At 67.4% G+C, this 25156-nt stretch carries 26 protein-coding genes, 1 tRNA gene, 1 other RNA gene and 1 pseudogene; 10 read left to right on the top strand and 19 right to left on the bottom strand.

Features of this window, described 5'->3' with window-relative positions; all coding sequences use genetic code 11:
• Nucleotides 1-54: 54 nt before the first annotated feature.
• The 3 genes from purD to ffs all read right to left on the bottom strand — a co-directional run bounded on the left by purD (nt 55) and on the right by ffs (nt 4035).
• Nucleotides 55-1308 (bottom strand): phosphoribosylamine--glycine ligase, encoded by a 1254-nt coding sequence (gene purD, locus OG226_RS26515; protein ID WP_329350224.1) that lies wholly within the window; start codon nt 1306-1308, stop codon nt 55-57.
• 214 nt (nt 1309-1522) lie between these two features.
• Complete coding sequence (locus OG226_RS26510) at nt 1523-3832, bottom strand: DNA polymerase III subunit gamma and tau (protein WP_329350223.1); 2310 nt, start codon at nt 3830-3832, stop codon at nt 1523-1525.
• Between the two features lie 104 nt (nt 3833-3936).
• Nucleotides 3937-4035: signal recognition particle sRNA small type (gene ffs, locus OG226_RS26505), an RNA gene on the bottom strand.
• A gap of 71 nt (nt 4036-4106) precedes the next feature.
• Between ffs and OG226_RS26500 the strand changes: the two genes are divergently transcribed.
• A tRNA-Ser gene (locus tag OG226_RS26500) sits at nt 4107-4194 on the top strand.
• Nucleotides 4195-4273: 79 nt separating this feature from the next.
• Here the strand turns inward: OG226_RS26500 and OG226_RS26495 are convergent.
• The 11 genes and pseudogenes from OG226_RS26495 to OG226_RS26445 form a co-directional block, all read right to left on the bottom strand.
• Nucleotides 4274-5554, bottom strand: a pseudogene (locus OG226_RS26495) (tyrosine-type recombinase/integrase).
• Between the two features lie 11 nt (nt 5555-5565).
• Complete coding sequence (locus OG226_RS26490) at nt 5566-5799, bottom strand: excisionase family DNA-binding protein (protein ID WP_329350222.1); 234 nt, start codon at nt 5797-5799, stop codon at nt 5566-5568.
• On the bottom strand, nt 5792-7093 hold the full coding sequence (locus tag OG226_RS26485; RefSeq protein ID WP_329353523.1) for a replication initiator: 1302 nt from the start codon (nt 7091-7093) through the stop codon (nt 5792-5794). Before OG226_RS26485 ends, OG226_RS26490 begins: the two co-directional genes overlap by 8 nt.
• 152 nt (nt 7094-7245) lie before the next feature.
• Nucleotides 7246-7491 (bottom strand): SpdD protein, encoded by a 246-nt coding sequence (locus tag OG226_RS26480; protein ID WP_329353522.1) that lies wholly within the window; start codon nt 7489-7491, stop codon nt 7246-7248.
• A gap of 25 nt (nt 7492-7516) precedes the next feature.
• The gene (locus tag OG226_RS26475; protein WP_019075277.1) at nt 7517-7711 is read right to left on the bottom strand and encodes a hypothetical protein; all 195 of its coding nucleotides are present in this window, start codon (nt 7709-7711) and stop codon (nt 7517-7519) included.
• A gap of 16 nt (nt 7712-7727) precedes the next feature.
• The gene (locus tag OG226_RS26470; RefSeq protein ID WP_093628273.1) at nt 7728-7919 is read right to left on the bottom strand and encodes a mobile element transfer protein; all 192 of its coding nucleotides are present in this window, start codon (nt 7917-7919) and stop codon (nt 7728-7730) included.
• 2 nt (nt 7920-7921) lie between these two features.
• Entirely contained in the window at nt 7922-8104 is a 183-nt protein-coding gene (locus OG226_RS26465; RefSeq protein ID WP_329350221.1) for a hypothetical protein, read from the bottom strand.
• A gap of 3 nt (nt 8105-8107) precedes the next feature.
• Nucleotides 8108-8746, bottom strand: a complete 639-nt coding sequence (locus OG226_RS26460; RefSeq protein WP_329350220.1) for a DUF2637 domain-containing protein — start codon at nt 8744-8746, stop codon at nt 8108-8110.
• A gap of 81 nt (nt 8747-8827) precedes the next feature.
• A complete protein-coding gene (locus OG226_RS26455) occupies nt 8828-10219 on the bottom strand; it encodes an FtsK/SpoIIIE domain-containing protein (protein ID WP_329350219.1) in 1392 nt (463 codons plus the stop codon).
• Nucleotides 10219-10575 (bottom strand): SCO3933 family regulatory protein, encoded by a 357-nt coding sequence (locus OG226_RS26450; protein ID WP_329350218.1) that lies wholly within the window; start codon nt 10573-10575, stop codon nt 10219-10221. The genes OG226_RS26455 and OG226_RS26450 overlap by 1 nt, the downstream gene beginning before the upstream one ends.
• Nucleotides 10576-10744: 169 nt before the next feature.
• Nucleotides 10745-11533 carry a GntR family transcriptional regulator gene (locus OG226_RS26445; RefSeq protein ID WP_200689245.1) on the bottom strand — a complete coding sequence of 263 codons (789 nt, stop codon included), beginning with the start codon at nt 11531-11533 and terminating at the stop codon, nt 10745-10747.
• A gap of 110 nt (nt 11534-11643) precedes the next feature.
• Between OG226_RS26445 and OG226_RS26440 the strand changes: the two genes are divergently transcribed.
• The 7 genes from OG226_RS26440 (at nt 11644) to OG226_RS26410 (ending at nt 17397) form a co-directional block, all read left to right on the top strand.
• Nucleotides 11644-12051 (top strand): NUDIX hydrolase, encoded by a 408-nt coding sequence (locus OG226_RS26440; RefSeq protein WP_329353521.1) that lies wholly within the window; start codon nt 11644-11646, stop codon nt 12049-12051.
• Between the two features lie 46 nt (nt 12052-12097).
• Nucleotides 12098-12526, top strand: coding sequence for an ATP-binding protein (locus tag OG226_RS26435; protein ID WP_329350217.1), 429 nt, complete (start codon nt 12098-12100; stop codon nt 12524-12526).
• Complete coding sequence (locus OG226_RS26430) at nt 12520-12903, top strand: hypothetical protein (RefSeq protein ID WP_329350216.1); 384 nt, start codon at nt 12520-12522, stop codon at nt 12901-12903. Before OG226_RS26435 ends, OG226_RS26430 begins: the two co-directional genes overlap by 7 nt.
• 76 nt (nt 12904-12979) lie before the next feature.
• Nucleotides 12980-13822 carry a hypothetical protein gene (locus OG226_RS26425; RefSeq protein WP_329350215.1) on the top strand — a complete coding sequence of 281 codons (843 nt, stop codon included), beginning with the start codon at nt 12980-12982 and terminating at the stop codon, nt 13820-13822.
• A 366-nt stretch (nt 13823-14188) separates the two neighbouring features.
• On the top strand, nt 14189-15484 hold the full coding sequence (locus OG226_RS26420; protein ID WP_329350214.1) for an AAA family ATPase: 1296 nt from the start codon (nt 14189-14191) through the stop codon (nt 15482-15484).
• A complete protein-coding gene (locus OG226_RS26415; RefSeq protein WP_329350213.1) occupies nt 15481-16110 on the top strand; it encodes an RloB family protein in 630 nt (209 codons plus the stop codon). Before OG226_RS26420 ends, OG226_RS26415 begins: the two co-directional genes overlap by 4 nt.
• Nucleotides 16111-16638: 528 nt before the next feature.
• The gene (locus OG226_RS26410; protein WP_329350212.1) at nt 16639-17397 is read left to right on the top strand and encodes a hypothetical protein; all 759 of its coding nucleotides are present in this window, start codon (nt 16639-16641) and stop codon (nt 17395-17397) included.
• A gap of 148 nt (nt 17398-17545) precedes the next feature.
• On the opposite strand, the gene OG226_RS26405 is transcribed toward OG226_RS26410, so the two are convergent.
• On the bottom strand, nt 17546-17908 hold the full coding sequence (locus OG226_RS26405) for a hypothetical protein (protein ID WP_329350211.1): 363 nt from the start codon (nt 17906-17908) through the stop codon (nt 17546-17548).
• 242 nt (nt 17909-18150) lie between these two features.
• Between OG226_RS26405 and OG226_RS26400 the strand changes: the two genes are divergently transcribed.
• Nucleotides 18151-18996: a hypothetical protein gene (locus tag OG226_RS26400; RefSeq protein WP_329350210.1), complete on the top strand. Its 846-nt coding sequence runs from the start codon at nt 18151-18153 to the stop codon at nt 18994-18996.
• Between the two features lie 270 nt (nt 18997-19266).
• On the opposite strand, the gene OG226_RS26395 is transcribed toward OG226_RS26400, so the two are convergent.
• Nucleotides 19267-19392, bottom strand: a complete 126-nt coding sequence (locus OG226_RS26395) for a hypothetical protein (protein WP_328681026.1) — start codon at nt 19390-19392, stop codon at nt 19267-19269.
• Between the two features lie 400 nt (nt 19393-19792).
• Here OG226_RS26395 and OG226_RS26390 point away from each other — a divergent pair, with 400 nt between their 5' ends.
• A complete protein-coding gene (locus OG226_RS26390; RefSeq protein WP_329350209.1) occupies nt 19793-20047 on the top strand; it encodes a hypothetical protein in 255 nt (84 codons plus the stop codon).
• Nucleotides 20048-20273: 226 nt separating this feature from the next.
• Here the strand turns inward: OG226_RS26390 and OG226_RS26385 are convergent, their stop codons facing one another.
• From OG226_RS26385 to OG226_RS26375, 3 genes are all read right to left on the bottom strand, one after another.
• Nucleotides 20274-21032: a DUF6928 family protein gene (locus tag OG226_RS26385; protein ID WP_329350208.1), complete on the bottom strand. Its 759-nt coding sequence runs from the start codon at nt 21030-21032 to the stop codon at nt 20274-20276.
• A gap of 946 nt (nt 21033-21978) precedes the next feature.
• Nucleotides 21979-22485 (bottom strand): hypothetical protein, encoded by a 507-nt coding sequence (locus OG226_RS26380; RefSeq protein ID WP_329350207.1) that lies wholly within the window; start codon nt 22483-22485, stop codon nt 21979-21981.
• A gap of 517 nt (nt 22486-23002) precedes the next feature.
• Nucleotides 23003-24979 carry a hypothetical protein gene (locus OG226_RS26375; RefSeq protein ID WP_329350206.1) on the bottom strand — a complete coding sequence of 659 codons (1977 nt, stop codon included), beginning with the start codon at nt 24977-24979 and terminating at the stop codon, nt 23003-23005.
• Between the last annotated feature and the right edge of the window lie 177 nt (nt 24980-25156).

Here is a 25156-nt window from a genome sequence, read left to right as displayed (position 1 = left end):
CGTGAGACGGATTCGGGGCCTGTCGGGTTTATCGGTGCGCGCGGGCGCTTGGGGTCACTCGCCCGCCGCCGCCTTCGCCGCGATGTCCGTACGGTGCTGGGAACCGTCGAGACGGACCCGGGACACGGCCGCGTACGCGCGCTCGCGGGCCTGGGTGAGATCCGCGCCGGTCGCCGTGACGGAGAGGACGCGACCGCCCGCGCTGACGACCGTGTCGCCGTCGTACTTGGTCCCGGCGTGCAGCACGTACGCGTGCGGGGCGTCCTTCGCGGCGACCTCGTCGAGGCCGGTGATCGGGTCGCCGGTGCGCGGGGTGCCGGGGTAGTTGTGCGAGGCGACGACCACGGTGACCGCCGCGTCCTCGCTCCAGCGCAGGGGGGCCAGGTCGTCGAGGGTGCCGTCGGCGGCGGCGAGCAGGACACCGGCCAGCGGGGTCTTCAGGCGGGCCAGGACCACCTGGGTCTCCGGGTCGCCGAAGCGGGCGTTGAACTCGATGACCCGGACGCCGCGGCTCGTGATCGCGAGACCGGCGTAGAGGAGGCCGGAGAAGGGGGTGCCGCGGTGGCGCATCTCGTCGACGGTCGGCTGGAGGACGGTCTGCATGACCTCGTCCACCAGCTTCGGGTCGGCCCACGGCAGCGGGGAGTACGCGCCCATGCCGCCGGTGTTCGGGCCCTCGTCGCCATCCAGCGCGCGCTTGAAGTCCTGCGCGGGCTGCAGCGGGACGACGGTGACGCCGTCGGTGATCGCGAAGAGCGAGACCTCGGGGCCGTCGAGGAACTCCTCGATGACGACCCGCTCGCAGGCGTTGGCGTGTGCCTTCGCGGCTTCGAGGTCGTCGGTGACGACGACTCCCTTGCCGGCGGCCAGTCCGTCGTCCTTCACGACGTACGGCGCACCGAAGGCGTCGAGAGCCTCGGCGACCTCTTGCGGGGTCGTACAGACGTAGGAGCGGGCGGTCGGCACACCGGCTGCCGCCATCACTTCCTTGGCGAAGGCCTTGGAGCCCTCCAGCTGCGCGGCCTCCCCGGAGGGGCCGAAGACCGGGATGCCCGCCTCGCGCACGGCGTCGGCGACCCCGGCGACGAGGGGTGCCTCCGGGCCGACCACGACCAGTTCGGCACCGAGTTCGGTGGCCAGCGCGGCTACGGCTGCGCCGTCCAGGGGGTCGACCTCGTGCAGCTCGGCTGCCTCGGCGATGCCGGCGTTGCCGGGGGCGCAGTGCAGTGCGGTGACGTCGGGGTCGTTGGACAGGGAATGGCACAGGGCGTGTTCGCGGGCGCCGGTACCGATGACGAGGACCTTCACGGGGTCAGCCTAGGTCACGGTGGGGGTGGGGTGGGGCGGGGTGGGGGTGGGGGGCGGAGTTGGGGCGGGGGGTGGTCGGTGGTGGGGCGGGGTTGGGGGTGGGTGGGGGTGGGTGGTTCAGGTTGTGTGCGGGGTGCGGGTGCGTGGGGGCTTTTCGCGCAGTTCCTCGCGTCCCTAACGGCACCGGGGTGGGCTGGGTGAAGGGTGCGGGGGGCTACTCGTTGGTGAATTCCTCGATGACCGTGGCTCCCAGCTCTCGGACGATGAGTTCGTGGCCGGAGAGGGCTGACTCGTCGAGGTCGGGGTCGTCGTCCTCCGGGGTGTCGTCCTCGGCGGAGACGGTGCGGGGGGCGGGGGCCTGGGGCGCGGGGGGTTGGGCGGGCGTCGCTTGTGCCGAGGGGGAGTTGGGCGTGTTCGTGGGGGCGGGCGTGGGCTGGGGGGATGCCGGGCGGGGGGCGGGCGCAGCGGGGGCCGGGGCGCCGTAGCCACCGGACGGCGCACCGCCGTAGCCACCCGCCGCGGGGCCGCCACCGCCGCCTCCGTAGGAACCGCCCGGTTGTGGGGGCGGGGTGCCGCCGCCCGACGGGTCGACGACCGCGTCGATCTTCCACTGGACGTTGAACTGCTCGGACAGCGCCTGCTTCAGGACGTCCTCGCTGCCGCTGCTGTTGAAGTTGTCCCGCGCACCGGCGTTGACGAAGCCGATCTGGAGGGTCGTGCCGTCGAAGCCGGTGACCTGCGCGTTCTGGCTCAGCAGGATCCAGGTGAAACGGCGGCGGTTCTTCACCACTTCCAGGATGTTCGGCCAGAGCATGCGCGGGTCGAGGCCGCCGGCCGGGGGTGAGACGGCGGCTTGGGCGGGCGCCGCGGCCTGGGGTGCGGAGGCCTGTACGGGGGTGGGAGCGGGGGTGTTGTGGGCGGGGGCCGGGGGTTGTCCGCCACCGGCCGGGGCCGCCGTGGGCCAGCCGCCGGGGCGACGACCGCTGCCCGCGACGGTGGCGGTGGGCCAGGCACCGGGGGTGGAGGCGGGGGCCTGGGGTTGTGCCTGGGGCTGCGGCTGTTGGGGTTCCGGGGTGGGCGGCGCGGGCTGGACGTAGGCGGGTGCGGGGGGCTGCTCCGCCGACATCGCGGGTGGGGTCGCGACGGGAGCCGGGGTGGCGCCGGGGGCCCCTGGGCCTCGTACGGCTGCGCGCGCGGCGGCGGCACCACCGCCGGGCGGGACGGGGGCCTGGGCGTGAGCCTGGGCTTGGGGCTGCGCGTGGGCTTGGGGCTGCGTGTGGGCTTGGGGGTGGGCGTGGGCTTGGGGGTGGGCGTCGGGGCCGGGGACGTAGGCCATGGTGGGCGCTCCGCCGCCGCCCGTGAAGTTGACGCCGCGCTCCAGTCGGTCGAGGCGGGCCATGACGGACTGCTCGTCGCCGTAGGCGGCGGGGAGCATGACGCGGGCGCAGATGAGTTCGAGCTGGAGGCGGGGTGAGGTGGCGCCGCGCATCTCGGTCAGGCCGGTGTTGACGAGGTCGGCGGCGCGGCTGAGTTCGGCGGCGCCGAAGGTGCCTGCCTGGGCCTGCATGCGTTCGAGTACGTCGGTGGGGGCGTCGATGAGGCCCTTGTCGAGGGCGTCGGGGACGGCCGCGAGGATCACCAGGTCGCGGAGGCGCTCCAGCAGGTCGGCGACGAAACGGCGCGGGTCGTTGCCGCCGTCGATGATGCGGTCGACGACCTCGAAGGCGACGGCGCCGTCACCGGTGGCGAAGGCCTCGACGACGGAGTCGAGGAGCGAGGCGTCGGTGTAGCCGAGGAGCGAGGTCGCCATGGCGTATGTCACACCGTCAGTGCTGGCACCGGCGAGCAACTGGTCCATGACGGACATGGAGTCACGCACGGAACCGGCGCCCGCGCGCACGACGAGGGGCAGGACGCCGTCCTCGACCGGGATGTTCTCCTGCCCGCAGACCTGGCCCAGGTACTCGCGCAGGGTGCTGGGCGGCACGAGCCGGAAGGGGTAGTGGTGGGTGCGCGACCGGATGGTCCCGATGACCTTCTCGGGTTCGGTGGTCGCGAAGATGAACTTGAGGTGCTCGGGCGGCTCTTCGACGACCTTGAGGAGGGCGTTGAAGCCGGCCGACGTGACCATGTGGGCCTCGTCGATGATGTAGATCTTGTAGCGGCTGCTCGCGGGTCCGAAGAACGCCTTCTCGCGCAGCTCACGGGCGTCGTCCACACCACCGTGCGACGCGGCGTCGATCTCGATGACGTCGATGGAACCGGGGCCGTTGCGCGCGAGGTCCGTGCAGGACAGGCACTCGCCGCAGGGGGTGGGGGTGGGGCCCTTCTCGCAGTTCAGACAGCGGGCCAGGATGCGCGCGCTCGTGGTCTTGCCGCAGCCTCGCGGCCCGCTGAACAGGTACGCGTGATTGACCCGGTTGTTCCGCAGCGCCTGCTGCAACGGGTCGGTGACATGTTCCTGCCCGATGACCTCGGCGAACGACTCCGGGCGGTAGCGGCGGTAGAGCGCGAGAGACGACACGCGTACGAGGTTATAGGCGCCCACTGACAACGGGGGCCGCCGACAAGATCCACGGAGGCGCTCCCCGCAAGGGGAAGGGCGGGGAACGTCGGCGAACTCCCGGGAACGCAAGCGCCCCCCACGCACCCGCCAGAGCCAACCTACCCTTGCTGCCTTCCGGCCCTGGGGGAGTTCAGTCAGATAGCGCCGCGTGAGGGGCTCCGCACAGGCTACAGGATCTGAGCGGGGGGAACGAGTTCGCGAGCACTCCTCAACGTCTTGTATTGTTTGCCCCGGAGGATTCGCCTAGTGGCCTAGGGCGCACGCTTGGAAAGCGTGTTGGGGGCAACCCCTCACGAGTTCGAATCTCGTATCCTCCGCCAGTGCCTCACCGGGCACGATGTCGAAGGGCCCCACCGTTCGCGGTGGGGCCCTTCGTCGTTGGCCGTCTCAGTTTCCGTCTCAGTTGGATTTTTCTTCGGCGCTGGTGTCGGTATCGGTATGGGTGTTGGTCCCGGGCAACACCCAGAGCGCGTCTCCGACTTGCTGCGCGACCTTGCGGAGCATGGTCCCCGTCACGTGCATATAGCGAGCGCGCATCCGGGCCGCTCCCCCGGGCTCCCAGCCCATGATCGAGTCGATCACGACGTCAGGGACCCCGAGGATCAGGAGAACGGTCGCGGCGGTGTGGCGAGCGTCGTGGAGACGGCCGTTCCGTACGTCGGCATCCCGCAGCAGCCGCTTCCAGACGTGGAAGTCGGTGTTCGTGCTCAGCGGTCCGCCAACGGGCGAGGCGAAGACGTACCCCTTGCCCTCCCAGTCGGTACCGGCCGCGATCCGCTCCCGCTCCTGAGCTTCCTGGTGCTGGCGGAGAATCTTGATCAGCGGGTCGGGCAGGCCGATGGTGCGCCGTCCAGCTCGGGACTTGGTGGACTTGTGCTCGCGGCGGGTCTGCTCTTTCTTGGGGCAGTAGCCCGCCTTCCGGCCACACGGGTTGGCACCACAGCCGTGCGCGTACTTCGGGCGGAGCCGGTTCTTGCGGATGCGGACGTACCCGGCGGCGAGGTCGACGTCTTCCCAGTGCAGGCCGAGCGCCTCGCCCTGGCGAAGGCCGAGCGCCAGGGCGATGACCCACCGTGCGCTGTTGCGGAGCTTGGCCGCTTCGACGAGCAGGCTCTGTACCTCCTCGATCGTGTAAGGCTCGATGTCCTCCTCTTCGAGACGGGGAGCCTTGGCGATCTCGGCCGCGTTGGTGACGACGTGCCCACGCCGGACCGCTTCACCGAGGGCGACTCGGATCGTCCGGTGAGCGTGGTGGGCGGTGCCGGCCGAACTCCCGGACGCCTGCATCTTCTGGTAGAAGCGTTCGAGGTGCTCCGGCTCCAGGCGGTCGAGCTTGTGAGCGCCCAGGCCCGGGACGAGGTGAACGCGTACGTCGACCTCCTACCCGTCGTACGTGTTCTCGGAGACGTACGGCTTGGCGATGTTCTCGACCCAGTGCTCAAGCCAGCTCTGGACGGTCCAGCCCTTGCCCGGCTTCCGCAGCTTCTTGTCGTCGCGGGCCCGCTCCATCTCGCGGACGGCCTTGGTCACTTCGGGCTTGGTCTTGCGCTCGATGTGACGGCGGTCAGGCTTGCCGTTGTCTTTGACACCGACGGTCACCCGACCGTGCCATTTGCCGTCCTTGCCGAGGTAGATGGATGAGGCGCCGTTGGGCTGGCGAGTGCGTTTGGTCTCTGCCACGTCTCCCCCCTTCAGGCCGCTACGGCGGGACGGCGGCGGAGTTGGCTGACGTATGCGGGCAGCGCCTCAGCCGGAACTCGGCGGAGTCTGCCGACCGTGACCGATTCGATCTCGCCCGCGAGCACGAGCTTGAAGCAGGTTGTACGGCCGATACGGAGTCGCCGGGCCGCTTCTTCGACGGTCAGCAGGACCAAGGATGAGTCGGCGAGGTCTGGGACAGCGGTCAGGGCTCGCGGCTCAGGCACGGGTGGGCTCTCCTTCCGTGCCGGGGGCGGGTTCGAGTGATGCGGACAGCCAGGCTTCGGTGTCGGAGAGGCCGGTTCCGGCGAAGACCCAGTGGGCGAGTACGTACGTGGTGTTGGTGGTGGGGCCGTTGGCGGGTGCGGCTTGTGCTTGGCGCCATTCGGTTCGGGCGTCTCGGAGGGCGCCGAGGGTGGTGGAGTAGCGGCGGGATTTGGTGGAGAAGTGGCCGCGGAAGCCGAGCATGTGGGCCCAGGCGCGTAGGCGGAGGTGTTCCAGGCTCTTGCGAGCGCCGAGGGTCCAGGCGGTTCGGATGAGGCGGCGGGCGTGGTCGCTGATGTCGAGGTGGGCGAGTTCGGCGGCGAACTTGAGCGGGCGGTCGAGGGCGCCTGTCGCGGTTTCGGCGCCCTTGGTGGCGTACTTGGCGATGTAGGCGGCGACGGCTCGTTCGGTGAGTTCCTGGCCGTTGTTGAAGTCGGCGGATCGGATGGTGCGGACGTCGAGTTGGCGGCCGAAGGTGAAGGTGTGGGTGCGGCCGTCGATGGTCGGGCCGTCGACCTGGACCTTGGCGGTCGCGGTGCGGATGGCGTCGGTGAGCAGTTCGGCGGTGGCCCAGGGCGGGGGTGGGGTGTCGCCGCCGGTGGGGCCGTCGATTCTGATGACGGCGTGGAAGTGGACGGCGCCGCGTTTCTGGTACTCGGCGACCTTGGCGAAGGACACGCGTGCGTGTTCGCGGAACCGGCGTTGGGAGAGGCCTGCCCGCTTGGCGACCTCTCGGCGCAGGTAGGTGGAGAAGCGGCGCCAGAGGGGACCGGCGTGTGCGTTCCAGAGGACGGCGGCTTCGTAGTCGTAGGTGTCCGGGTTGAGTGGGGTGCCGAGTGTGTCGTCGTCCTGGTCGTGGTGGGTGCCGCAGCGGCAGGGGTGGCCGTCGGTGCGGCGGTTGTGGACGGGGCCGAAGCCGGGGGCGGTGAAGGTGGCGAAGACGCGGGGGTGGGTGGCGACGTGTTCGGGGGTGCCCTTGCCGCCGCGTAGGCCGGAGGTGATCAGGTGGAAGGTGTCGCGGCGGTAGACCTCGGAGCAGGCCGCACAGCGGGTGGTGCGGCGATTGTTGCAGCGGACGAGGAGTTGGCCGGCCGGGAGCGTTGATGAGTTGAGGTGGTGGAGGACGGTGCCGATCTCGCCGGTGGTGGTGTCGACGTCGTATTCGGTGCGGTGGCCGTCGAGGCGGATGGGGTTGGTGCAGCCGCCGAGGCCGGAGAGTTGGCGGAGGATACCCGGGAGGGTGCCTTGCGCGGCCAGGTTCGCTAGTTCGGGGAGTGGGGCCGGGGTGGGGCGGGTGAAGATGGCTTGCTCCTTCTGGCTGGCTCGGTCCGGAGAGACGGGCCCCGGGGCGGCGAAATGCTTGGTCGTGTGCCGCCGCCCCGGAGGCCAGGGCGTGTTCCGGGAGTCGTTCAGCGCCGGTTGTGGTCGCGGAGCATCGAGCGCAGGACCACGGCGGCGATGGCCACGGAGATGGCCGTGACGGCGACGGCGGCCAGGAGCGCGGTGAGGACGACTCCGCCGACGACCAGGGCGAGGACCGTGTTGCGGTCGATGGCGACCGGTGGGAGCGGGCGCCGTGCGGGCATCGGGTCGGCCGGGGTGTGGGTGTGTGCGGGCGGCGGGGTCGGGTTGTCGGGGTACTTGGGCAGGAACACGGCGAACTCTTTCTCATCTACTCGTCTAGTCATGTGAGCCGTTTACGACACCCACGCCGGAACGCGTGCCGGACTCGATGGCGGGGGCGAGGAAGGTGTGCGAGAGCCAGAAGCCGAACAGGGCGATCAGCACGACGATCCAGGTACGGACACCGAGGAACTTGACCGCTCCCCAGGCGAAGAAGCCGAGAACGACGACGAGCGGCAGGCTGACGGTCACGGAGTGGAACTCCCTTTCAGCGGACGGGGCAGCGGTGGGTGTGGGCCGCCAACTCGGCGGCGGCACGGCTGTCGTAGTCGTGCGAGGCACCGCAGCGCGGGGCGGTGCAGGCAGCGGTGTGCTTCTCCTGGCCCCGGTCGTCGTAGGACGTGGCGACCTGGACGGGGCCGATGCGGATGACGTTGCGGAAGCGGCGGTTGGCGGGCATCTTCAGCCCTCCTCTCGGCGGTTCGGTGCAGGGAACTCGGCAAGGATGCGGGCAGCTTGGGCAGGGTCCGAGGTCCGGTCGGCAGCTTCCTCGGCGAGGAGCCGGGCCAGTGCCCACCGGCTGCTACGGGCCATCTCTCGGGCCGCGTCGAGGTAGTCGGCGGCGGTGTTGAAGGTGAGGGGCACGGGTCAACTTCCTGTCGGTGTGAGGTGGGCGGCGATGGCTTCGGCCATGGGCGCGGGGACGCCGAGGCGGGCGCGGAGGGTCGGGGTGTCGATGGGGGTTCCGGTTCGGGTGTGGTGCTCGGCGGCGACCTTGCGTGCGTGCTCGACCAGGGCGGCAGGGACCGACACGGCAGGGCGCTCGGGTGGTGCCTCGATGGCCGGTTGCACAGGTATTCCAGGCGGGGGTTCGGGCGCGTCCTCCTGGACGTCGGCGGCCTCAATGTCGTTGGTTGCCGGGGTCGTTGTGGTGTGGGCGAGGAGGGTTCCGCCGAGGAAGGCGACGGCGGGCCAGCCCGCTACGAGGATGCGCAGCCAGGCGGGGACGTCGCCAAGGTCGAGCAGGCCGGCGGTGGCGACGTTCGCGCCGAGAGACGCGGTCAGCGCGATGACGAACCAGCACCAGCCAGAGGCCTTCGCGTGTCCGGTCCGCAGTCGGCGCCAGGCGGCGACGAGCAGGAGATCGACGCTGATCGGATAGGCCCACGCTTTCCACCCGTCCTGCCCGGCCGCCGAGGCGATGTCGTGCAGGTGGGCGAAGGAGAGGGCAGCGGCGATGAGGGCTTGGACGAGTACCGCGTCGACGCGGGCCAGTTGGGCGCGCATGATGCGGCTCCTTCCGGGTTCGGGCATGGAGGGGTAGGGACGTGGCGCGAGGCGGTCACGCCAAACCGGGCTGGGTGAAGGTCAGTTGGTTGCCGGGCGCGGCTGGACGTTGGGGCCCGGGGCCTTGACCAGTTGCGCGGGCGCGTACGGCTGGAAGCGCTTGAGTGCGGGCAGGTCGGGCAGGTCGGGCACCAGGTGCGCGGAGTCGCGGCAGATCTCGGCGGCATCGCCCAGGGACAGGTAGGGCGTGCGGATGCGGGACCAGCCGCCGGAGGTGTCACCCGCCACGGCGAGGCCGGGGCGTTCGGGGGCGATGGCGCAGGCGGCGCCGACGGCTTCGGGGGCGATGTCGCCGAGTGCCATTTTGGCGGAGGCTTCGTCGTTGACGCGGTGGCAGACGCGGCCGGTGAGTTGGGCGCGGAGCATGGTGGCGCCCTTGCCGAGTTCGGCGCCGAAGCGCTGGCCACAGACTTCGAGGTAGATGCCGGCGGCGCGGCCGAGTTGGGCGAGGCGGATGAGCTGGGTGACCATCTCGTCGCGCCGTTCCTCGTCCTTGCGGGTGGCGACGAGGAAGAGTTCGGCCACCTCGTCGACGAACAGCACGATCGGGACCGGGCGTTCACTCTCGGGCAGGCCCCAGATGTCTGAAGTGATCTCCTCGTCGGGGGTGTTGGGGGCGATGCCCTGCCGGGACTTGATCAGGTCGTAGCGGTCCTCCATCTCGTCGATGAGCGCGGGCAGCAGGTCGGCTGCCTGGTCGGGGTCGGTGGCCAGGGCCGAGAGTCGGGCAGCGAACGGGGACAGTTCCACGCCACGCTTGCAGTCGATGCCGACCAGGGCGACCGGCTGACGGGCGAGTCCGGCGACCAGGTGACGCAGGTACATGGACTTACCCGACAGGGTTGCGCCGAGGGTGAGTTGGTGCGGAACGGTGCGGTAGTCCCGTACGAACGGGGTGGCGTCCTCTCGCAGAGCCACCGGCACCTTGAGGAGGCCTGAGGGGAGCTTGCGGGTGCGGGGCATGCGGACCCGGCGTAGCACGTCGTAGCCGACGAGCCGGAGTTCGACGACGCCGGGCTTGAGGGTGGTGACGTAGACGGCGTGAACTCCCCATGCGTGCCGCAGCCGTTCGGCAGAGGCGGCGACGTCGGCGGGCTCCTGGCCCGGGGCGAGCCGCAGCCGTATCCGCAGGCCGGTTGTCGTGGGCCGGATGACGCCCCGGCGGGGCGGTACGGGCCGGACCTCGCGGCGGGTGGTGGCCTTGACGGCGAGGACGCGCAGCCGGGACGGGGCGACGGTCAGGCCACAGGCCTCCATGACCGAACCGTACGAGCTGAGCAGGCGGGTCGTAGATATCGGCAGCCCGATCGTGGACCAGTACGCGGCCGGGTGCTTGGCCCGGGTGTAGGCGGCCCCGCCACCGAGTGCGGCGAGGGGACCACCCACCTCCAGGAGCGTCGTCAGATCGGTCATCAGGCGGCGGCCTCGGCGACGGCCGGGAACGCGGCCGGAGTGACGGCGGCGGCGCGGAAGGCGATGCCGTGGCGCTGCTGCCCGTTGAACACGCTCTCCCACGGCCGGGCGACCAGCCCCGGGAGCGAGACCGGAGCTCCGAGCGCGAGCCCCTCGGAGACACCGCCCTCGGGGACGGTGACCTTGATGAGCGACGACTCGCCGTCCTCGATGTAGACGACGCCGAGCGTCATCAGCGCCTCGCCGCTGACAGCGTCCTTGGCAATCTCGCCGGTCTGACGGTCGCGGACCTTCGGCTCCGGGGCCTCGGTCAGCAGGATCGTCGCGGCGGCGGTCTCAACACGGATGGTACGCAAGGAAGTTTCCCTATCTACTCGTCTATACATGTAGCGATCCGCGAACCCGATCTCCGGGTTCGTGCGGACCACCCTGCCACACAACTTGCCCACTCGTCTATACGAGTATGCACGTTGGGGTGTACGAGTTCGGGAAGCATCCCCCCGCGCACCACCGCCCATCACGCGATCAGGTCGCCGGGAGCTGGTACGACAGCACGTACGCGTCCGCCGCCATGACCGTGTCGCAGACCTCTACGGCCCGCCCCTCGGTGTCGTACGCGGTGCGGATGAGGTGGATCACGGGCACGCCGGAGGCCAACCGGAGCGTCTTCACCTCGGTGGGCGAGGGCATCCGGGCACGGATCTCCTCCTCGAAGTGGTCGAGGTGATGGCCGAGTTCTTCGAGGCGGGCGTAGATGCCGCCGGGGCCCGGGTTGGGTTCGGCGATCTGCGTACCGCGCGCAATGTCGAGGGGAAGGTAGGAGGTGGCGAACTCGACCGGCTTTCCGTCCAGCAGATACCGGCGGCGTCGGGCGAGCACGCGCCGTACGGAGCCGAGCCGGGTGGAGATGTCCTGACTGGCCTTCTCCTCCTTGACCTCCAGACTGTCGACCTGGGGGTGGCTGCCGGCGGCGTCGGCCTCGACGATGAACGCGGATTTGCCCTGCTCACGGTGGCGGCGGGCGAAGCGGTCGGAGGCGAGCCGCCGTACGGGCGGCCGGGGCCGGACGAAGACGCCCTTGCCGTGCTCGGCATGCACCAGGCCCTCGCCCTGGAGGACGGAGAAGGAGTTGCGGACGGTCATCCGGGAAACTCCGTAGTGCTCGACGAGGTCAGCTTCCGAGGGCAGCTTTTCGCCCTCCTTGAATCGCCCACGGTCGATGGCCTCGCGCAGTTGGTCGGCGATCTGGCGGAAGACCGCACGATCACTCGTGGGGTCGAGATCGCCGAGCAGGCCGGAACGGAGAGGGCTCACGTCGAGTACTCCTTTAGGTATCTAGACGAGTGGGCGAGTGTTGTTGCTACGGTGGAGAGCCTAGCCAGCCGGGAGGGCCGAGGAACGTGAGCACTGACCGTCCGCACTCCGTGAGCGTCGCCGGAGTCATCGTCGACTACCACGGCCGCGCCCTCCTGATCAAGCGCCGCGACAACGGCAAGTGGGAACCTCCGGGTGGCGTCGTTGAGCGAGACGAAACCCTCCCCGAGGCCCTCCAGCGCGAAGTCCTCGAAGAAACCGGCATCAAGATCGCACTTCCCGCGACCCTCACCGGCGTCTACAAGAACATGACCGGGCTGATCGTCTCCCTGGTCTTCCGCTGCCAGGCCGCCGACGGCACACCCACCACCGGGGACGAGACCCGCGCACTGCGCTGGGCCACCCGCGAAGAAGTATCCGAACTCGCCGACGAGGCCTACGCGATCCGCGTCCTGGACGCACTCGACGCGGCGTCTCCGCCGGCCATCCGCGCCCATGACGGCGTGAAACTCGTCTAGCCCGAACCCGCTGCACATGGCGGCCTACCAGCACGAAGGAACTTGTATGCACGAGTATACGAGCACTGCGCGGGTCTGGGGACTCACTTGCCCAGGTTTCCCCGAAGAGGTCAGCCGGGCCCGCCGCTGGACGCGGGACATCCTGCGCGGGTCGCCGTTGGCCGAGGACGCGGAACTGATCGTGAGCGAGCTGAGCGCGAACGCGATCCTCCACACGGCGAGTGGGCGAGAGACCGGCAGTTTCCACCTGGCGCTTGCGGTGTCGGCGCAGGTGGTCGCCCTGTCGGTGACCGACGGCGGGGGCGCCGGGACGGCCCCGAAGGCCGAGCACCAGGACCACGAGGCCGAGCACGGCCGGGGACTGGGGATGATCAGCGCCATCGCCCACCGGGTCGTGGTCCACGACAGCGACGGCGGTCACACCGTCACCGCGGAACTCTTCACGGACGTACGACGAGGAGGGCACCCGTGCTGAGCACGACGATCGGTCCGGGCTTTTGGTGCGAGTGCTGGACCCGGCACTTGGACGACTGCCAGCCGCCAACGCTCTTCGGCTCCTACGACGCCTACACAGAGACCGAGGCGAACAACTGGGTCTCCGAGATCCTGCGCACCATCTCACCGGAACTCGACTCCGACGCCTCCCAGGAGGCATGGGAACGGCTCTACGACCACCGCGTCAACACCCGACGAGCCCTGTTGCGCCGCGTGCCTTGGACGGTGTCCGTCATCCATGCCCGCACACTCATCACCTGGACCGTAAGCCCAGTGAACTTCCTGCCGCTGGCGCACCGTCAGACCGCAGAACTCCCCACATGCGCAAACGACTTCAAGCCCCACAGGTCCGCTTGACGCTCGACACCTGGCCCAGATGCTCAACTCGCACCTAATCTCCCCGCTGGGCCAGGCATCGGGCATGCTCAGCACTGTGAGCACCGACAGCAACAATCGCCCTTTGAACGGCACCAACGCCACTGCGCACGGTGTCGGTGCGGACCTCCCGAGGACAATCGCCACCCTGAACGAGGCGGAGACGTACCGAGTCCTAGTGACGGCAACGAACTGGGCCACCCTCGGGCACGCCTATGGGTCGGCCGCCGAAGCACCCAAGAGGCTGGCCGAACTCCTCGCCCAGGACCAGACCGTGAGAACCAAGGCTCTCGACTACCTGCACCACACCCTGCACCACCAAAACACCCTCTACGATGCGACGGTGCCCGCAGCACTGTGCGTGGCCGCAATCCTCCCGAATCCACGAACCACCCGCACCGTGGACAAGAACCACCACTTGACCACCGGATGCATGCGCGCCGAGCTACTTCACTGGATCGCCTCGGTGGCCGACGCAGTCACAGACGAGGTTGACGTCCTCAGCCGGCGGCACGGATTCCCCCTCGACGACTACCCGCCGGCCGTCGGCACCCGAAGGATTCGGCCACCGCTGCACTCAGCAGCCGTGCCATACGTCGACGACACCGACCGGCAGGTAGCCGAGGCCGCGATCACAGCATGCATTCCGCTCCTGGACGATCCCCGCCTGCTGCACCACCGCGCAGCACTGATACCCGCGATCCGGCAGACCCTGGGAACCAGCAAACGGTGGCAACACAGAGAGCAGGCCATCGACACCCTCGACACATGGGGCGAAGACTCCACAGGCCTGGAAGGCCAGCAGAACCCTTTCCTGTTCTGTGACAGCGACGCACCAACGGACGGCGCCCCATGTCCCGTTGACACAAGCGAGGGCTACAGCGAACCGCCACCGTTCTGACACACCCCAGTGATCACGACCACGACCTGCCAGCCCAGTGAGTTACAACTTTCTCTACTGGTTCAAGGCGGCTCGCTCCGCTCCCCGCGCGGCCCGGGCGCCGGCCGGGCCTGCGCTCCTGTCTCCGCCCCGCTCCAGCCCGGTCGGCGCCCGGGCCGCACACAGCAGTTCACGGCCCACATAGTCACACCGACCCCTCGCGCCCCTGAAGTCCGCAGCGGCACGCATAGCGAGCCAACCAGACCTCATCTCTCGCCTCTCATTCGAGTGTCAATCGCCGCTAGGTGTTGCATCAGAGAGCCTCTCAGGGCAATTCTTGACCTGAGGAGCGCCGAGATGCCAAGTCGCCCGACGTTAGGAGTCACCATGTTGCTGCGCTTCACTGTCGCCAACTTCGCATCGTTCCGCGACGAAACGGAACTGACTGTCATTTCCGATAGGCGTCACGAGGACCTCGCTGTCCAACCAGTTCCCCGCTCGCAGCAGTGGGCCCTACCGGTGGCCGGCATCTTCGGACCAAACGCCGCAGGAAAGAGTAATTTCATTCACGCCCTTGCATTCATGCGAGGGGCGGTCCTTAACTCTCACCAGCGCTGGCGGCCAAGGCAAGAGATCCCCCGTCGCCCGTTCCTCCTAGACCCGGAGAAGGCAAATGATCCAAGCGAGTTCACTATAGAGTTCGTAGCGGAAGGAGTTCGTTACGAATTCGGATTTCAGTGCAACTCCAAGGAGTTTCTCAGCGAATGGCTTTACTCGTACCCGGAGGGGCGTCCGCGTAAGATCTACGATCGGCGAGCGGGATCCCCCATCGACTTCGGCCCCACTCTGCACGGACAGAAGGTCCAGGTTGAGCGGATGGTCCGGCCAAACAGTCTCTTCCTGTCGGCCGCAGTGGCCAACAATCACGAGCAGCTACTCCCTGTCTTCGATTGGTTCTCTGACGATCTTCGCATTGCCTGGGAAACCAACTTTGATGCGCGCCTTAGGGAAACTCGGCATTATCTTGAGACGCATGATTCCAAGTCAATTCTCGCCCTGCTTAAGTATGCAGACTTGGGAGTTTCTGACGTCTCATTCTCAGACGTGAAACTTCCCCCAGAGCAAGCAGCTAAGATTGCTGAACTGATCCAGCAAATCGATTCAGAGGCAGTCGACGTATCTCCAGATGAGATTTCCGCCGGTGTGGACGTAGAGCTATCCCATGTAATCGAAGGCCATGATTTCAAATTGCCGCTGGAGCTTGAATCCAGCGGAACGAGAACATGGCTCAGCATCGTTGGCCCCATCATCTCTACGCTCATGCACGGTTGCGTACTGGTGATCGATGAATTGGATGCTCGACTGCACCACCATCTGGCGGCCCAGTTCATCAGGCTGTTTCAGGATCCGCGAACAAATCCGCATGGCGCCCAACTGCTGTTCAATACGCATGACGCCGCCTTGCTGGGTCCCGATGCCGTGGCGACGCTACGGCGTGACCAAGTATGGCTCACCGAGAAAGTGGACGGCGCCACAGCTTTGTATCCACTGACAGACTACAAGGTGCGCTCAATTGAGAACGTGGAAAAGCGTTATCTTGGGGGCAGGTACGGCGGACTTCCATTCTTCGATGAAGAACTCCTGGAAATCGTGATCTCCGAAGTAGAGGCGGCAGGATCATGAGTAGGCACGGAAAGCCACTAGGTCGAAGAGCTCAAAGTAAGCCGCCCAACAAGAAGATCCTGGTTTTCTTCGAGGGGGAGGTGACCGAGCGTCTCTACATCAACGGCCTTAGGAGGATGCTGCGCGGACACCCCATTACTATTGACCCAGGAAACTCAAACGGTGAACCACTGAGTCTAGTAAATAGCGCCATTAAGCGCGCCAAAGAAGTGCGTTCCGGAGATGCCTACGATGACGTGTGGTGTTTGTTCGATGTTGAAACGCCCCCACATGGAAGCCTGAAGCCGGCCCTCTCTCTTGCCTCGAAGAACAAGATCAGCTGCGCAGTATCAAACCCATGCTTCGAGCTGTGGCTACTTCTTCACGCCACCCCGCACAACCGCTACATGACCACGAGCGATATGATCAAAATCGCCGAAAAAAAGCTACCTTCCTATACAGGAAAGAGCTTTAAATTCGAAGAATTTGAGCCAAATATTGGCAAAGCCTTGGAGCGAGCAATAGAGCTGGAGAAGAAGTTCGATCCCGGCGAGCAGATACAGAAGAAAAATCCCTCTACATCAATGTGGAAATTCATTCAAATGCTTCAGGAGGGTGGAGGTATTAGCTTTGCCTCCCAGGATTAAGCGGACTACTTCCCCGCAGCAACGACATTGAACGCCAGCGTCCAAAAATTGCAACGAAACCTCAACAGTGCCTCAGCATCCCCCCCATGATCCGAGGCTCTACAACCACGCGTCCATCGGCGCGGCTTACTCTGACGGCCACCACCGAGCAGCGTGGCTGAGACTCAGTGGTGGGTGCTCTGGCACACGCGCGCCTGTTCGGTCGACGCACCCACCATCGTGGCTGACTGTCTTCGGCTGAGGCCCAGACGTTGCAAAGCCCTATGTTCTGTACAGCAAGAATGTCGTGCCATTCGCGTGCCAGATCGTGCGGGGAACCACGGTCAACAGCGGGACTGACCACACGTGCGGTCAGTCCCCTAACCTCACTCCGGCGCAGGCCAGCGCAGCAACCACCGCCAAAGAACCCGAGCTTCCCAAGCTGAGAGCGCGAGTTCGATTCTCTCGGCTGAAGCCATCGGTCGAGTTGACCCGGTACGGAGGCAGCGGGACGATCTCGCCAGCCAGCACCACACTTGGGGGATCGACATGAGAAGCAGCGCCTACCTGGCCGTGACCGCAATGGTGGCGGCCATCGCGCTTACCGGCGGATGCACCAGCCACACCAACCACAGCACAGCCCCTCAGGGCACCGGCGCCAGCAATCTCAATCACCCCAGCTCAGGATCCCCCACGGTCCAGCTCGCATGGAGCCACGTCGGCACCTTCTTCGACGAACCCCAAGTGTGGTATGTCGCCCGCGTCAAGAACCCCGCCGACTCAGCCGCATCCGTCGCTCTCAACGCGCGCGCCCTCGACAAGACCGGCACGATCGTCGGCTCCAGCCAGAACGATCTACCGAACATTCCCAGCGGCACCACCTTCGACTACTTCGGCTACCTCGGAGGCGGTGGGGCCTTCGACACCGACCTGACGGGCACCCCAGCGAAAATCCAGGTCTCACAGGCCAAGAACGCCTTCGGACAGGCCGGCGCCATCGAACTGCCTATGCTCAAGACCGGCGAGCTGAAACTCGCCAAGGGCAACGAGGACACCTACACGGACGCTCCGCTGTCCTACAACCTGACGGTGAAGGTCACTAACAGCACCCACGACGAGCTCACCGGCGGCGTCACCCAGCAGGTCGTTCTCTATGACGCCGTCGGACATGTAGTCGGCGGCGACACCGGCTCGTCCGACAACGTGCCTGACAGCCTGCCCGCCGGAATGAGCTATCGCGAGAAGTGGACCGGCGTCCCTGCCCTGAGCACGGCCACCCACGCCGTCTACACCGTGTGGGCCGCTTAGCGGTAGTCCGCCCTGACATCCACGAGTGACATCAACGCCCCCGCACGCTCGCAATCAGCTACAGCCGGGCTCGGCCGAGCCGACCATGCAGTTCCGAGGCTGAACCGTGCCGTGATCGAACTCCTAAATCTGGTGTCGAGGGCCAACGTCATTCCTCGCAGTGCTGAGCGAACACCTGTTGCTGCTCGTTCCGCCAGCTCCAGTTGGCCGGCCGGGAGAAGGGCAGGCTTCGGGCAAGGCCTGAGAACTGGTCGGATGGCTCCCGACTGGCCTTGTTCACCACGATCGCCGAGAGCATCGGTGCTCGTCCGTCCTCGTTGTCGTAGAGGCAGACATCCTTGAGCAGGTAAGTCATGATCCCGCGATGCGGCGGGATGGAGTCGAAGCCCTGTGCCGCCAACTCGGCGCTCAGCTCCCCGTACGTAATGTCCTGTCCCTGCCGGGCCCGCTTCCGCAGAACCTCAACAGCCGCTTCGACCGCTGCCGGGTACGCCTGATCCTTGATCCTCATCGCCCCTCCCCCATCGCATGGACACCGTCCAGCCCGCGCATCGTACCGGCGGGACACCGGCCCAGTACTGCTACAAGCGGTACAGCAGCGAAATGCAGCAACCTTCCTAACCTCAGGCGCTATTCAGCATGCTCTCGTCACGCAGCCTCACCGAGCTTGCGTCAGCCAAGAGCCCAAGGCCACCATGCCGACGAGAGTGGAAACATACGCTGCGCACCAGGGCAGCGTGAGATGGAGAACTGATGATGCGAAGCGGCCACGCGGGCAGCTACTTGTACTGGTCAGAACGCCGCGTTGCCGAGGTCGCATCTGACAACGGCATCAAGCTGGACGGCCAGCCGAACTGGACTCTCAAGGCTGCCTTGCAAGGCATCGGGGTCGAGGTCGGCAACGGCAACCGAGGGGACCTGACTCGCCGCGAAAAGGCCGGCAAGATCGAAAAGCACATCGGTGCCCAAGCGGCCTCCGCCCTCGACAAGCCCCCTCCCGCTCGCTTCGCCAAGGGAGCCGGCCAGATCCACATCGCCAGGTTCCTTGGCGGGCCGGAGCGAGACAAAGGGGCAATGTTCCACATCAGGACGACCAGCAGCGCAGGCCAGCACATCGACCTTGTGCTCTTCGGCAGCATGGACAACTTCCCCGGCCGCATTCTGCGCCCAGCAGACGCCCCCGAAGCCGGGTGGTTCTCATCCGCCTGGCACGCCGTCGCCGAACTGTTGGAGAGCCGAGGCACCAGGAACACATCTCAATGGGATGATCCCGAACAGCTGTCAGTGGAAGCTCTGAACATTGCGCTGAACCAAGGCTCCACCGGCACAGAAGAAGAGCACGAAGACCGCCCCTGGACACGCGGATACACCCTCGCTCACACAGATGACAGCGAGTGGTTCACTCAGATCTACACCGACGTCCTGCTCACCGAAAGCCGCTGGCACCTTTCCGGCAACATGCTCGGAGCACAGCGCATCATCGTCGGAGCCCCAGTGTGGATCCGTACCGCCAGCCCAACATCCTTGATCCGCTATGCACGGCTGCCCGACCGGCCAGCGGGGGGAACCCGGCGCCGACGCCTACCGTTCTTGCGCTGACGAGGCCACGGGCAGCCGTCTCAGTTTCCGTCTCATTCACCCAAGTTCACCGACGTTCAGATGAGTCCAGCGCACCGCGCACGCTCAATGGTCAACCGCCTATGAACGCAGGTGAACAGCCTTGAACACACGCCAACGCCCCACCCCCACAGTTGGAAAGAGTGCATGCACCCCTGGCGCGTGCGGCAGTCATCCGATGCGCGGCCGACACTGGCAAGCCAGGTGATTCCCGAGTGCGGTCGGTCAGTCAGACACAGGCGAGGTGGGGCCTCAGTAGACGATCACTCTCCAGCGCTCGACCCACCGCAGCCAATCACCGCCCGCACCGCGTACCTGGACGCGATCGGCGTCCACCTGCCAGACGTTGCCGTAGAGCGTGGCGTCGAGGAGGTCCACCCTGACGATGTCGTAGACGTTCAGGTCATCCTCAACCTGCCGAGTCCACGCATGCGCACAGTGATCGCAGTGGTATCCAACCGCATCGCATCCCCCAACAGTCATCGGCTTGCCCAGACGGACCGCTTCAACACGGCACCGAGGACACGGATCGGCAGTGTGCGCGCCTACTGATCGGGACATCCTTCGATCCTGCTGTACACCAACGAAATCCAGCAACCGGCAGCGCCCAACGCCGACCCACAGGCCACTGCCTACGTCCTCTCTGGCCTACAACGACCGATGTCTGCAGAGCCACGGATCAGAAGTTCTCCGCCTCGAATCGGCTACCGGCCCCCACCGAACTGTTGTCCCACGGCCGAGTAGGGTCCTTCTGTGCTGGGGATAGGGGGGTCTACAGATGACGCTGTACCAACTCGGTGAACGGCTAGGAGAGTGGACCGTCTGGATCGCCATGGCCTTGGCGGCAGTCTGGATAGGAACAGGCCGATGGCGGGATTACCCACGACCCGACGGCAGGAACACAGAGCAACTCACCACCGTGGTGCGGCAGCGGACCCAACTGGTCAAACGTTCCGTCCTCGGTGTCGCAGCCCTGTGGGTCCTGACGATGGTTGTCATCGACGTCTGGGCCGTACACAGCAGTCTCTACTAGCGGCTCTTCGAGCCTTCGCGGCTCAGGCATCCTTGCGTCATGCCCCAGCCCGGACTGCCGCCAGCGCCGGCAGGTCGCTGGGGCTGTGAGTGTCTAATTGCGTGACAACGCAGGCGAACAGCGGCGGACAAGCGCGGACGCCTGCGGACAGTTGCAGCAGGTGAGAGGCACACCGACCCAAGGCAGAGCCCCCACCCAAGTTGCTTCGGGACGAAGAGGTCGTGGGCTACAGGTTGTCGCGCTCGATCAGCGAGCCATCGGGGCTCAGCGTGTAGAAGCGCGGCGGCCCCATGGTTTCCATGATCCTCTTCAACTTCGCTTCTTCCTCCGCAGGGTCAGGCCCGTGAGGGTCCCGCACGTGGAATCCGTGGAGGTCGATGCTGTATGCGTCGATGTCGTCAGGTTCGGGGCGGCCCTCCTGGACGAAGCCGCAGAGCGCACGCAGGGCGTCTTCGCCCAGCTCCAACGGGTGGAAGGGCAGCGGGTACGGCTCTTCGTCTTCGTCCGGCCAGGGGACGACGTCGGCGGGACGGTCCCCGGCCCAGTAGGGCAGCTCGAAGGGGAGCGGTTCGCCGATGTTCTCGATGATGCCGCTGTCCGGCGACAGACTCAGGGAGCGGACCAGGCGCCCGTCCTCCCACACTGCGAACGCGAGCCAGTCGACGACACTGTGCATGGCGTGCAGGACGAGCCGTCGGCCGGCGCTTGCCGCGATGAGGTGCTCGGGAAGCTGGGACGGGAAGTCGATCATTACCCGTTGGTCGCAGACGATCTCCACGCCCAGTCGGCTCGCGGCGTATGCCGTGTTTTTCGGGGGATACACGCCGCCTCCCAGTGACGAGCCTTCGAGCTGCTCGATCTCCCAGCCCGGGTAAAGGCGCCGCATCATCTCGAACGTCCGCGGCAGGTCTGCCGCCTTCACCTGTCGCAGCAGGCCCGGCACCTCGCCGTCGGCATAGATGAGCAGTCCCGTTTTGGCTCCCATGGCCCCTCCCCGATGAGTCGCGCTCGATGGTCGTCGCACCATAGCCACCGGCACTGACATCGCCAGGAAGGTCCGACCGAATGCCGCCCTGGGCCGTCCCTGGGCCGTACGAGGCCGATCAACGCTGACAGCCGAAGCCCACAGGTGACCGCCCCCACCCTGCTCTGGCCTGGGCTGCCGGAGTTGATCTGCGAAGCTGGAAGGGTTATGCCGAAGCCCGGAGAACTTGAGCTTGTTCGACGCATCCGTCGTCTTGGCTTGCTTTCGGTAGCCGACGGCAGAACCGTGCTCGCAGGCCTCAACTAGGCGGTCAGCTACAGCAGTTCGGCTGTTAGGGTCTCGACTTGACGTAATCAGGATGACCACTGTTGAGTGAGGCGAGTATGAGGGAACTGCGTCCGCTGATTGTGTTCTTCGCGCGCGTCCTTACGCTCGCCATCGTCGTTCTCAGTCTGGCTTGTTGGTTCCTCGCCGTGTCCCATCGCGGCCCGAGCGTCGACCTGTTCGAAGCACTGACCTTGCTGGTGCTCTGCTTCGCACTACTCATGGGATGCAACCGACTTCTCACAGGCCGGTGGCATAGGTGGTCGCGACGCTCGGCCGCTCGGAGCTGAACTCCCCCACAGCACGGCAAGAGCGCACCACAACCGCACCAGATAAGGCGGGGAACTGCGGGGAACCACGGGGACGACGCCAGCACCCATCGAGCTACCCAAGAGGCCGTCCGTACAGGTCAGAGCAGGGATCCGCCTCAAATACCCGCAGCTTCCCAAGCTGAGAGTGCGAGTTCGATTCTCGTCACCCGCTCCAGGACGAAGGCCCAGGTCATCGACCCGGGCCTTTTTGCTGTCCGCTGTGATCAGCCGGCGGGTGGGAGGTTCGTGTCAGAAGGCAGTTCGGGTTTCGCACGGGACGGCCGTGGCGTGTCGACGGCGGGGCGGGGCGGCTACGGCGCTGTGTTCGCGCTGCGGTCGGCCGGGGGTCGCTCCATGATGCTCACCAGGACCTTGCCGATGGTTCCGCTCTCCACCGCCTGGTGCGCGTCGGCGGTGCGGTCGAGCGGGAAGCGGACCAGCGGGAGGCCGTGCTCCTCGCCGAGCGGCAGCGCGCCGTCGCGTACTGCGGCGGCCACGTCGTCGACTGCCGCGGCGAGTGCCTCCGGACCGGCCGTGTAGAGCACCAGGAACTGCAGACGCGCGTTCAGCACCATGCTCTGCGGCACGTCCAGTTCGACCGGCTTGCCACCGTCGTTGGCGTAGGCCGAGATCGTGCCGCGGGCCCGCAGCACGGCCAGGTCCAACGCGAGGTCGGTGCCGAGCGCCACCTCGGCGACGATGTCGACGCCGACGGCCACGGCCGCGACACGGACGAACACACCGGCTACGAACGGGTCTTCGTCACCCCCGAACTCGCCGGCTGGACCCTCGTCCTCGGCGCCTGGTGCGACCCGCACGGCCAGGAGCGCCGCCAGGAGCGCCGCCAGGAAGTGCTACGCCTGTGCACCGAACTCAGTGCCCGTTACGGCCGGGCCCAGGCGTACTACTACGGCGGCCGGGGCGACGGCTCCGCCTGGCTCGTCGCCGAGCACGGCACCGTGATCCGACGCTACGGCGAAACCGGCGAGGCGGAGGACGAGTCGCTGACCCTCGGCGAGCCGCTGCCGTACGCGCCAGTAACTCCTGGAACTCCGCCTCGGTCTCGAACTCGGCCCGCTCCAGAGCCTGCAGTTCCTCACCCAGGACGAACACCGGTTGGTTCGTCATGTGCTTCCACCCCTGTGATCCGGCTCCGGCTCCGGCTCCGGCTCCGGCTCCCACGAACGCTCATCGTTTCCGCGCCAATGGATACCGGACCCCCAGGACACAGCGCTTCGTCTCCAGGAAGCTCCCGGCGCCGTGGCCGTCGAAATCCGACTTCTGGGCTGACGCCCCGACCACCAACAGCGTTCTACGGCCGGGGCGCCGATTCCCTCAGCGGACCGTGACCGATGCGGTGGTCGCCGATCCGGCGCTCCAGCCGTAGCGGTGCGCGGTCACCCCCACGGTGATCTTCTGGCCCCTGTCGGCCTTCACCACGACGTAGGTCGACTTGGTGGCACCGGTGATGACCTTGCCGTCGCGCTTCCAGGAGTACGCGTACGAGGTCGCCGTCGGCGCCCAGGTGCCGTGCGCGGCCGTCAGCCGGTACCCGACCTCGGCGGTGCCGCTGAGCGAGGGCGCCTTGGTGGCCTTCGCCGCAGGCCCGACGGCGACCGTGACGGCTGGTGACGTGGAGTCGACCGAACCCGCGCCGTTGCCGACCGTGACCTCGCACGCGATCTTGTGGGTGTAGTCGTCCGAGGTCAGGGTGCGGGTCGTGCCGGTGGCGGCGGAGATGGTCCTGCCGTCACGCGACCACGACCACGCGCCGGTCGCGTTGTAGCCGGACCAGGCCGCGGAGCATGTCACCTTGGAACCGGTTCGGGCGGTCCCGCTCACCGTGGCCTTCTTCGTGATGGTCGGCTTGGTCAGCAGGGTCTGCGAGCGGCTCCACACCTGCGAGGTGTAGCGGTCGGCGGACCCGGGGGCGTGGACGGCCGTCCGCCCCAGCACGGTGGCCCGGCCGTCAGGTCCGGCCGCCACCTCCGCCGTCAGGGCGTACATGTCGGGGACGGAGGCGACCGGCGTGGTGGTGAGTGCGGTGGCCTTGCTCCATGTGCCGCCGGTCCGGACGGCCCATTCCAGGTAGTGGTCCTCGCCGTTGTCGATACCGGGTGCCTGCGGCCATACGACCTGTACGGTCCCGTCGGCGCCGATGGACGCGTCCATCTGCGGGTCGACGTAGCCGGTGGACAGCGTCTTCGGCGCGGTCCAGCTGCCGGTGCTCGCGCTGCGGGTGACGGCCTGGACGATCGGCATGCCGGCGCTCCCGGTCCAGCCCGCCCACACATAGGTGACATCCCCGTTGGGGGCGGTCAGGGGACCGCTGTCGTCGTTGTCCTGAACGATCGGCGCGGCGGTCTGGACAACCCCCCAACTGCCGGTCGGGGAGGGCCTGCTGAGGGACTTCAGCGTCTCGACCCCGTTGGTGGCGTGCTGCCACAGCACGGTGGTGGCGCCCTTGGCGGACATCGACACCTGCACGTCGCTGGACTTGGCGTCCGCGCCGGGCAGGGCGACCGGGCTGCTCCAGTCTCCGCCGGGGGTGGCCCGGGTCACGATGGAGTCGACATTGGAGTCGCTGGTCCTGTCCCAGGCGTCCCAGACCGTCGTGGCCGCGCCGTCGGGAGCCACCGCGAGGGAGAACTGCTCGATGAAGCCGTCGGAGAAGGACCCGAGACGATGCGGTGCCGACCAGGCCGTCGCGCCGGGAGCGAGCGTGGCGGTCATCGCCTCGGAGTTCCAGAACGCGTCGCCCTGGACCCATACAGCGGTGACGGTGCCGTCCGCCGCCGCGGCCAGCTGGGGCATCGACAGGTCCAGTCCGGCGTAGGCCGTGAGCGTGCTGGGATCCGACCACGCGCCCGTCGCCGGATCCCAGCCGGCCGAGACGGCGGCCAGCGAACCGTCGGTGTAGGTACCGGTCATCCAGGCAACCTCGGCGTGCCCGTCGGCGGTCACCGTCAGTACGGCCGGGGCGGTGGCGTTGGCGGTGGTGAACAGGGTGTGGGGAGCGGCCCATGTGTCGCTGCCCGCGGGCCTGACGACAGCCTGGATGTCCCAAGTGGCGGCACCGGCCGCCTTGTTGCGCCACAGGGCGAACGCTGTGCCGTCCCCAGCCACCTGAACGTCGATCAGGCTCTGCTCACCGTCGGCGCCGGTCAGGCCGGCCGCGGACCCCCATGGGCCGGCCGACGCCGGGTATCCGGCGGCGGTGGCGGGCAGGGCTGCGCCCACCGCGAGGACGACCGCCGTCACTGCCGCGCACGCGGCAGCGGTCGCGCGTGATCCCCGTATCTTCAGTGCCACTACGGCTCCTGTCTCGGACGGGCGCACTTCTCACGCCCGACAACACGTCCGAACCCTCGAGTGGGGGCCGTGATCGAGCGGAACCACGCCTGGTCAACGCCTGACGCCGGATTCCGGAGCCGCCGCCTTCGCCGCATCACGCCGACGGTCCCCCGTTCTGCCGTCGAACGCGTTGAC

Origin of the sequence: Streptomyces sp. NBC_01261, assembly GCF_036226385.1 — a bacterium.
Taxonomy (GTDB): domain Bacteria; phylum Actinomycetota; class Actinomycetes; order Streptomycetales; family Streptomycetaceae; genus Streptomyces.
The sequence above is the reverse complement of the archived record's forward strand: the minus strand, read 5'-3'. Positions and strand labels throughout refer to the sequence as shown.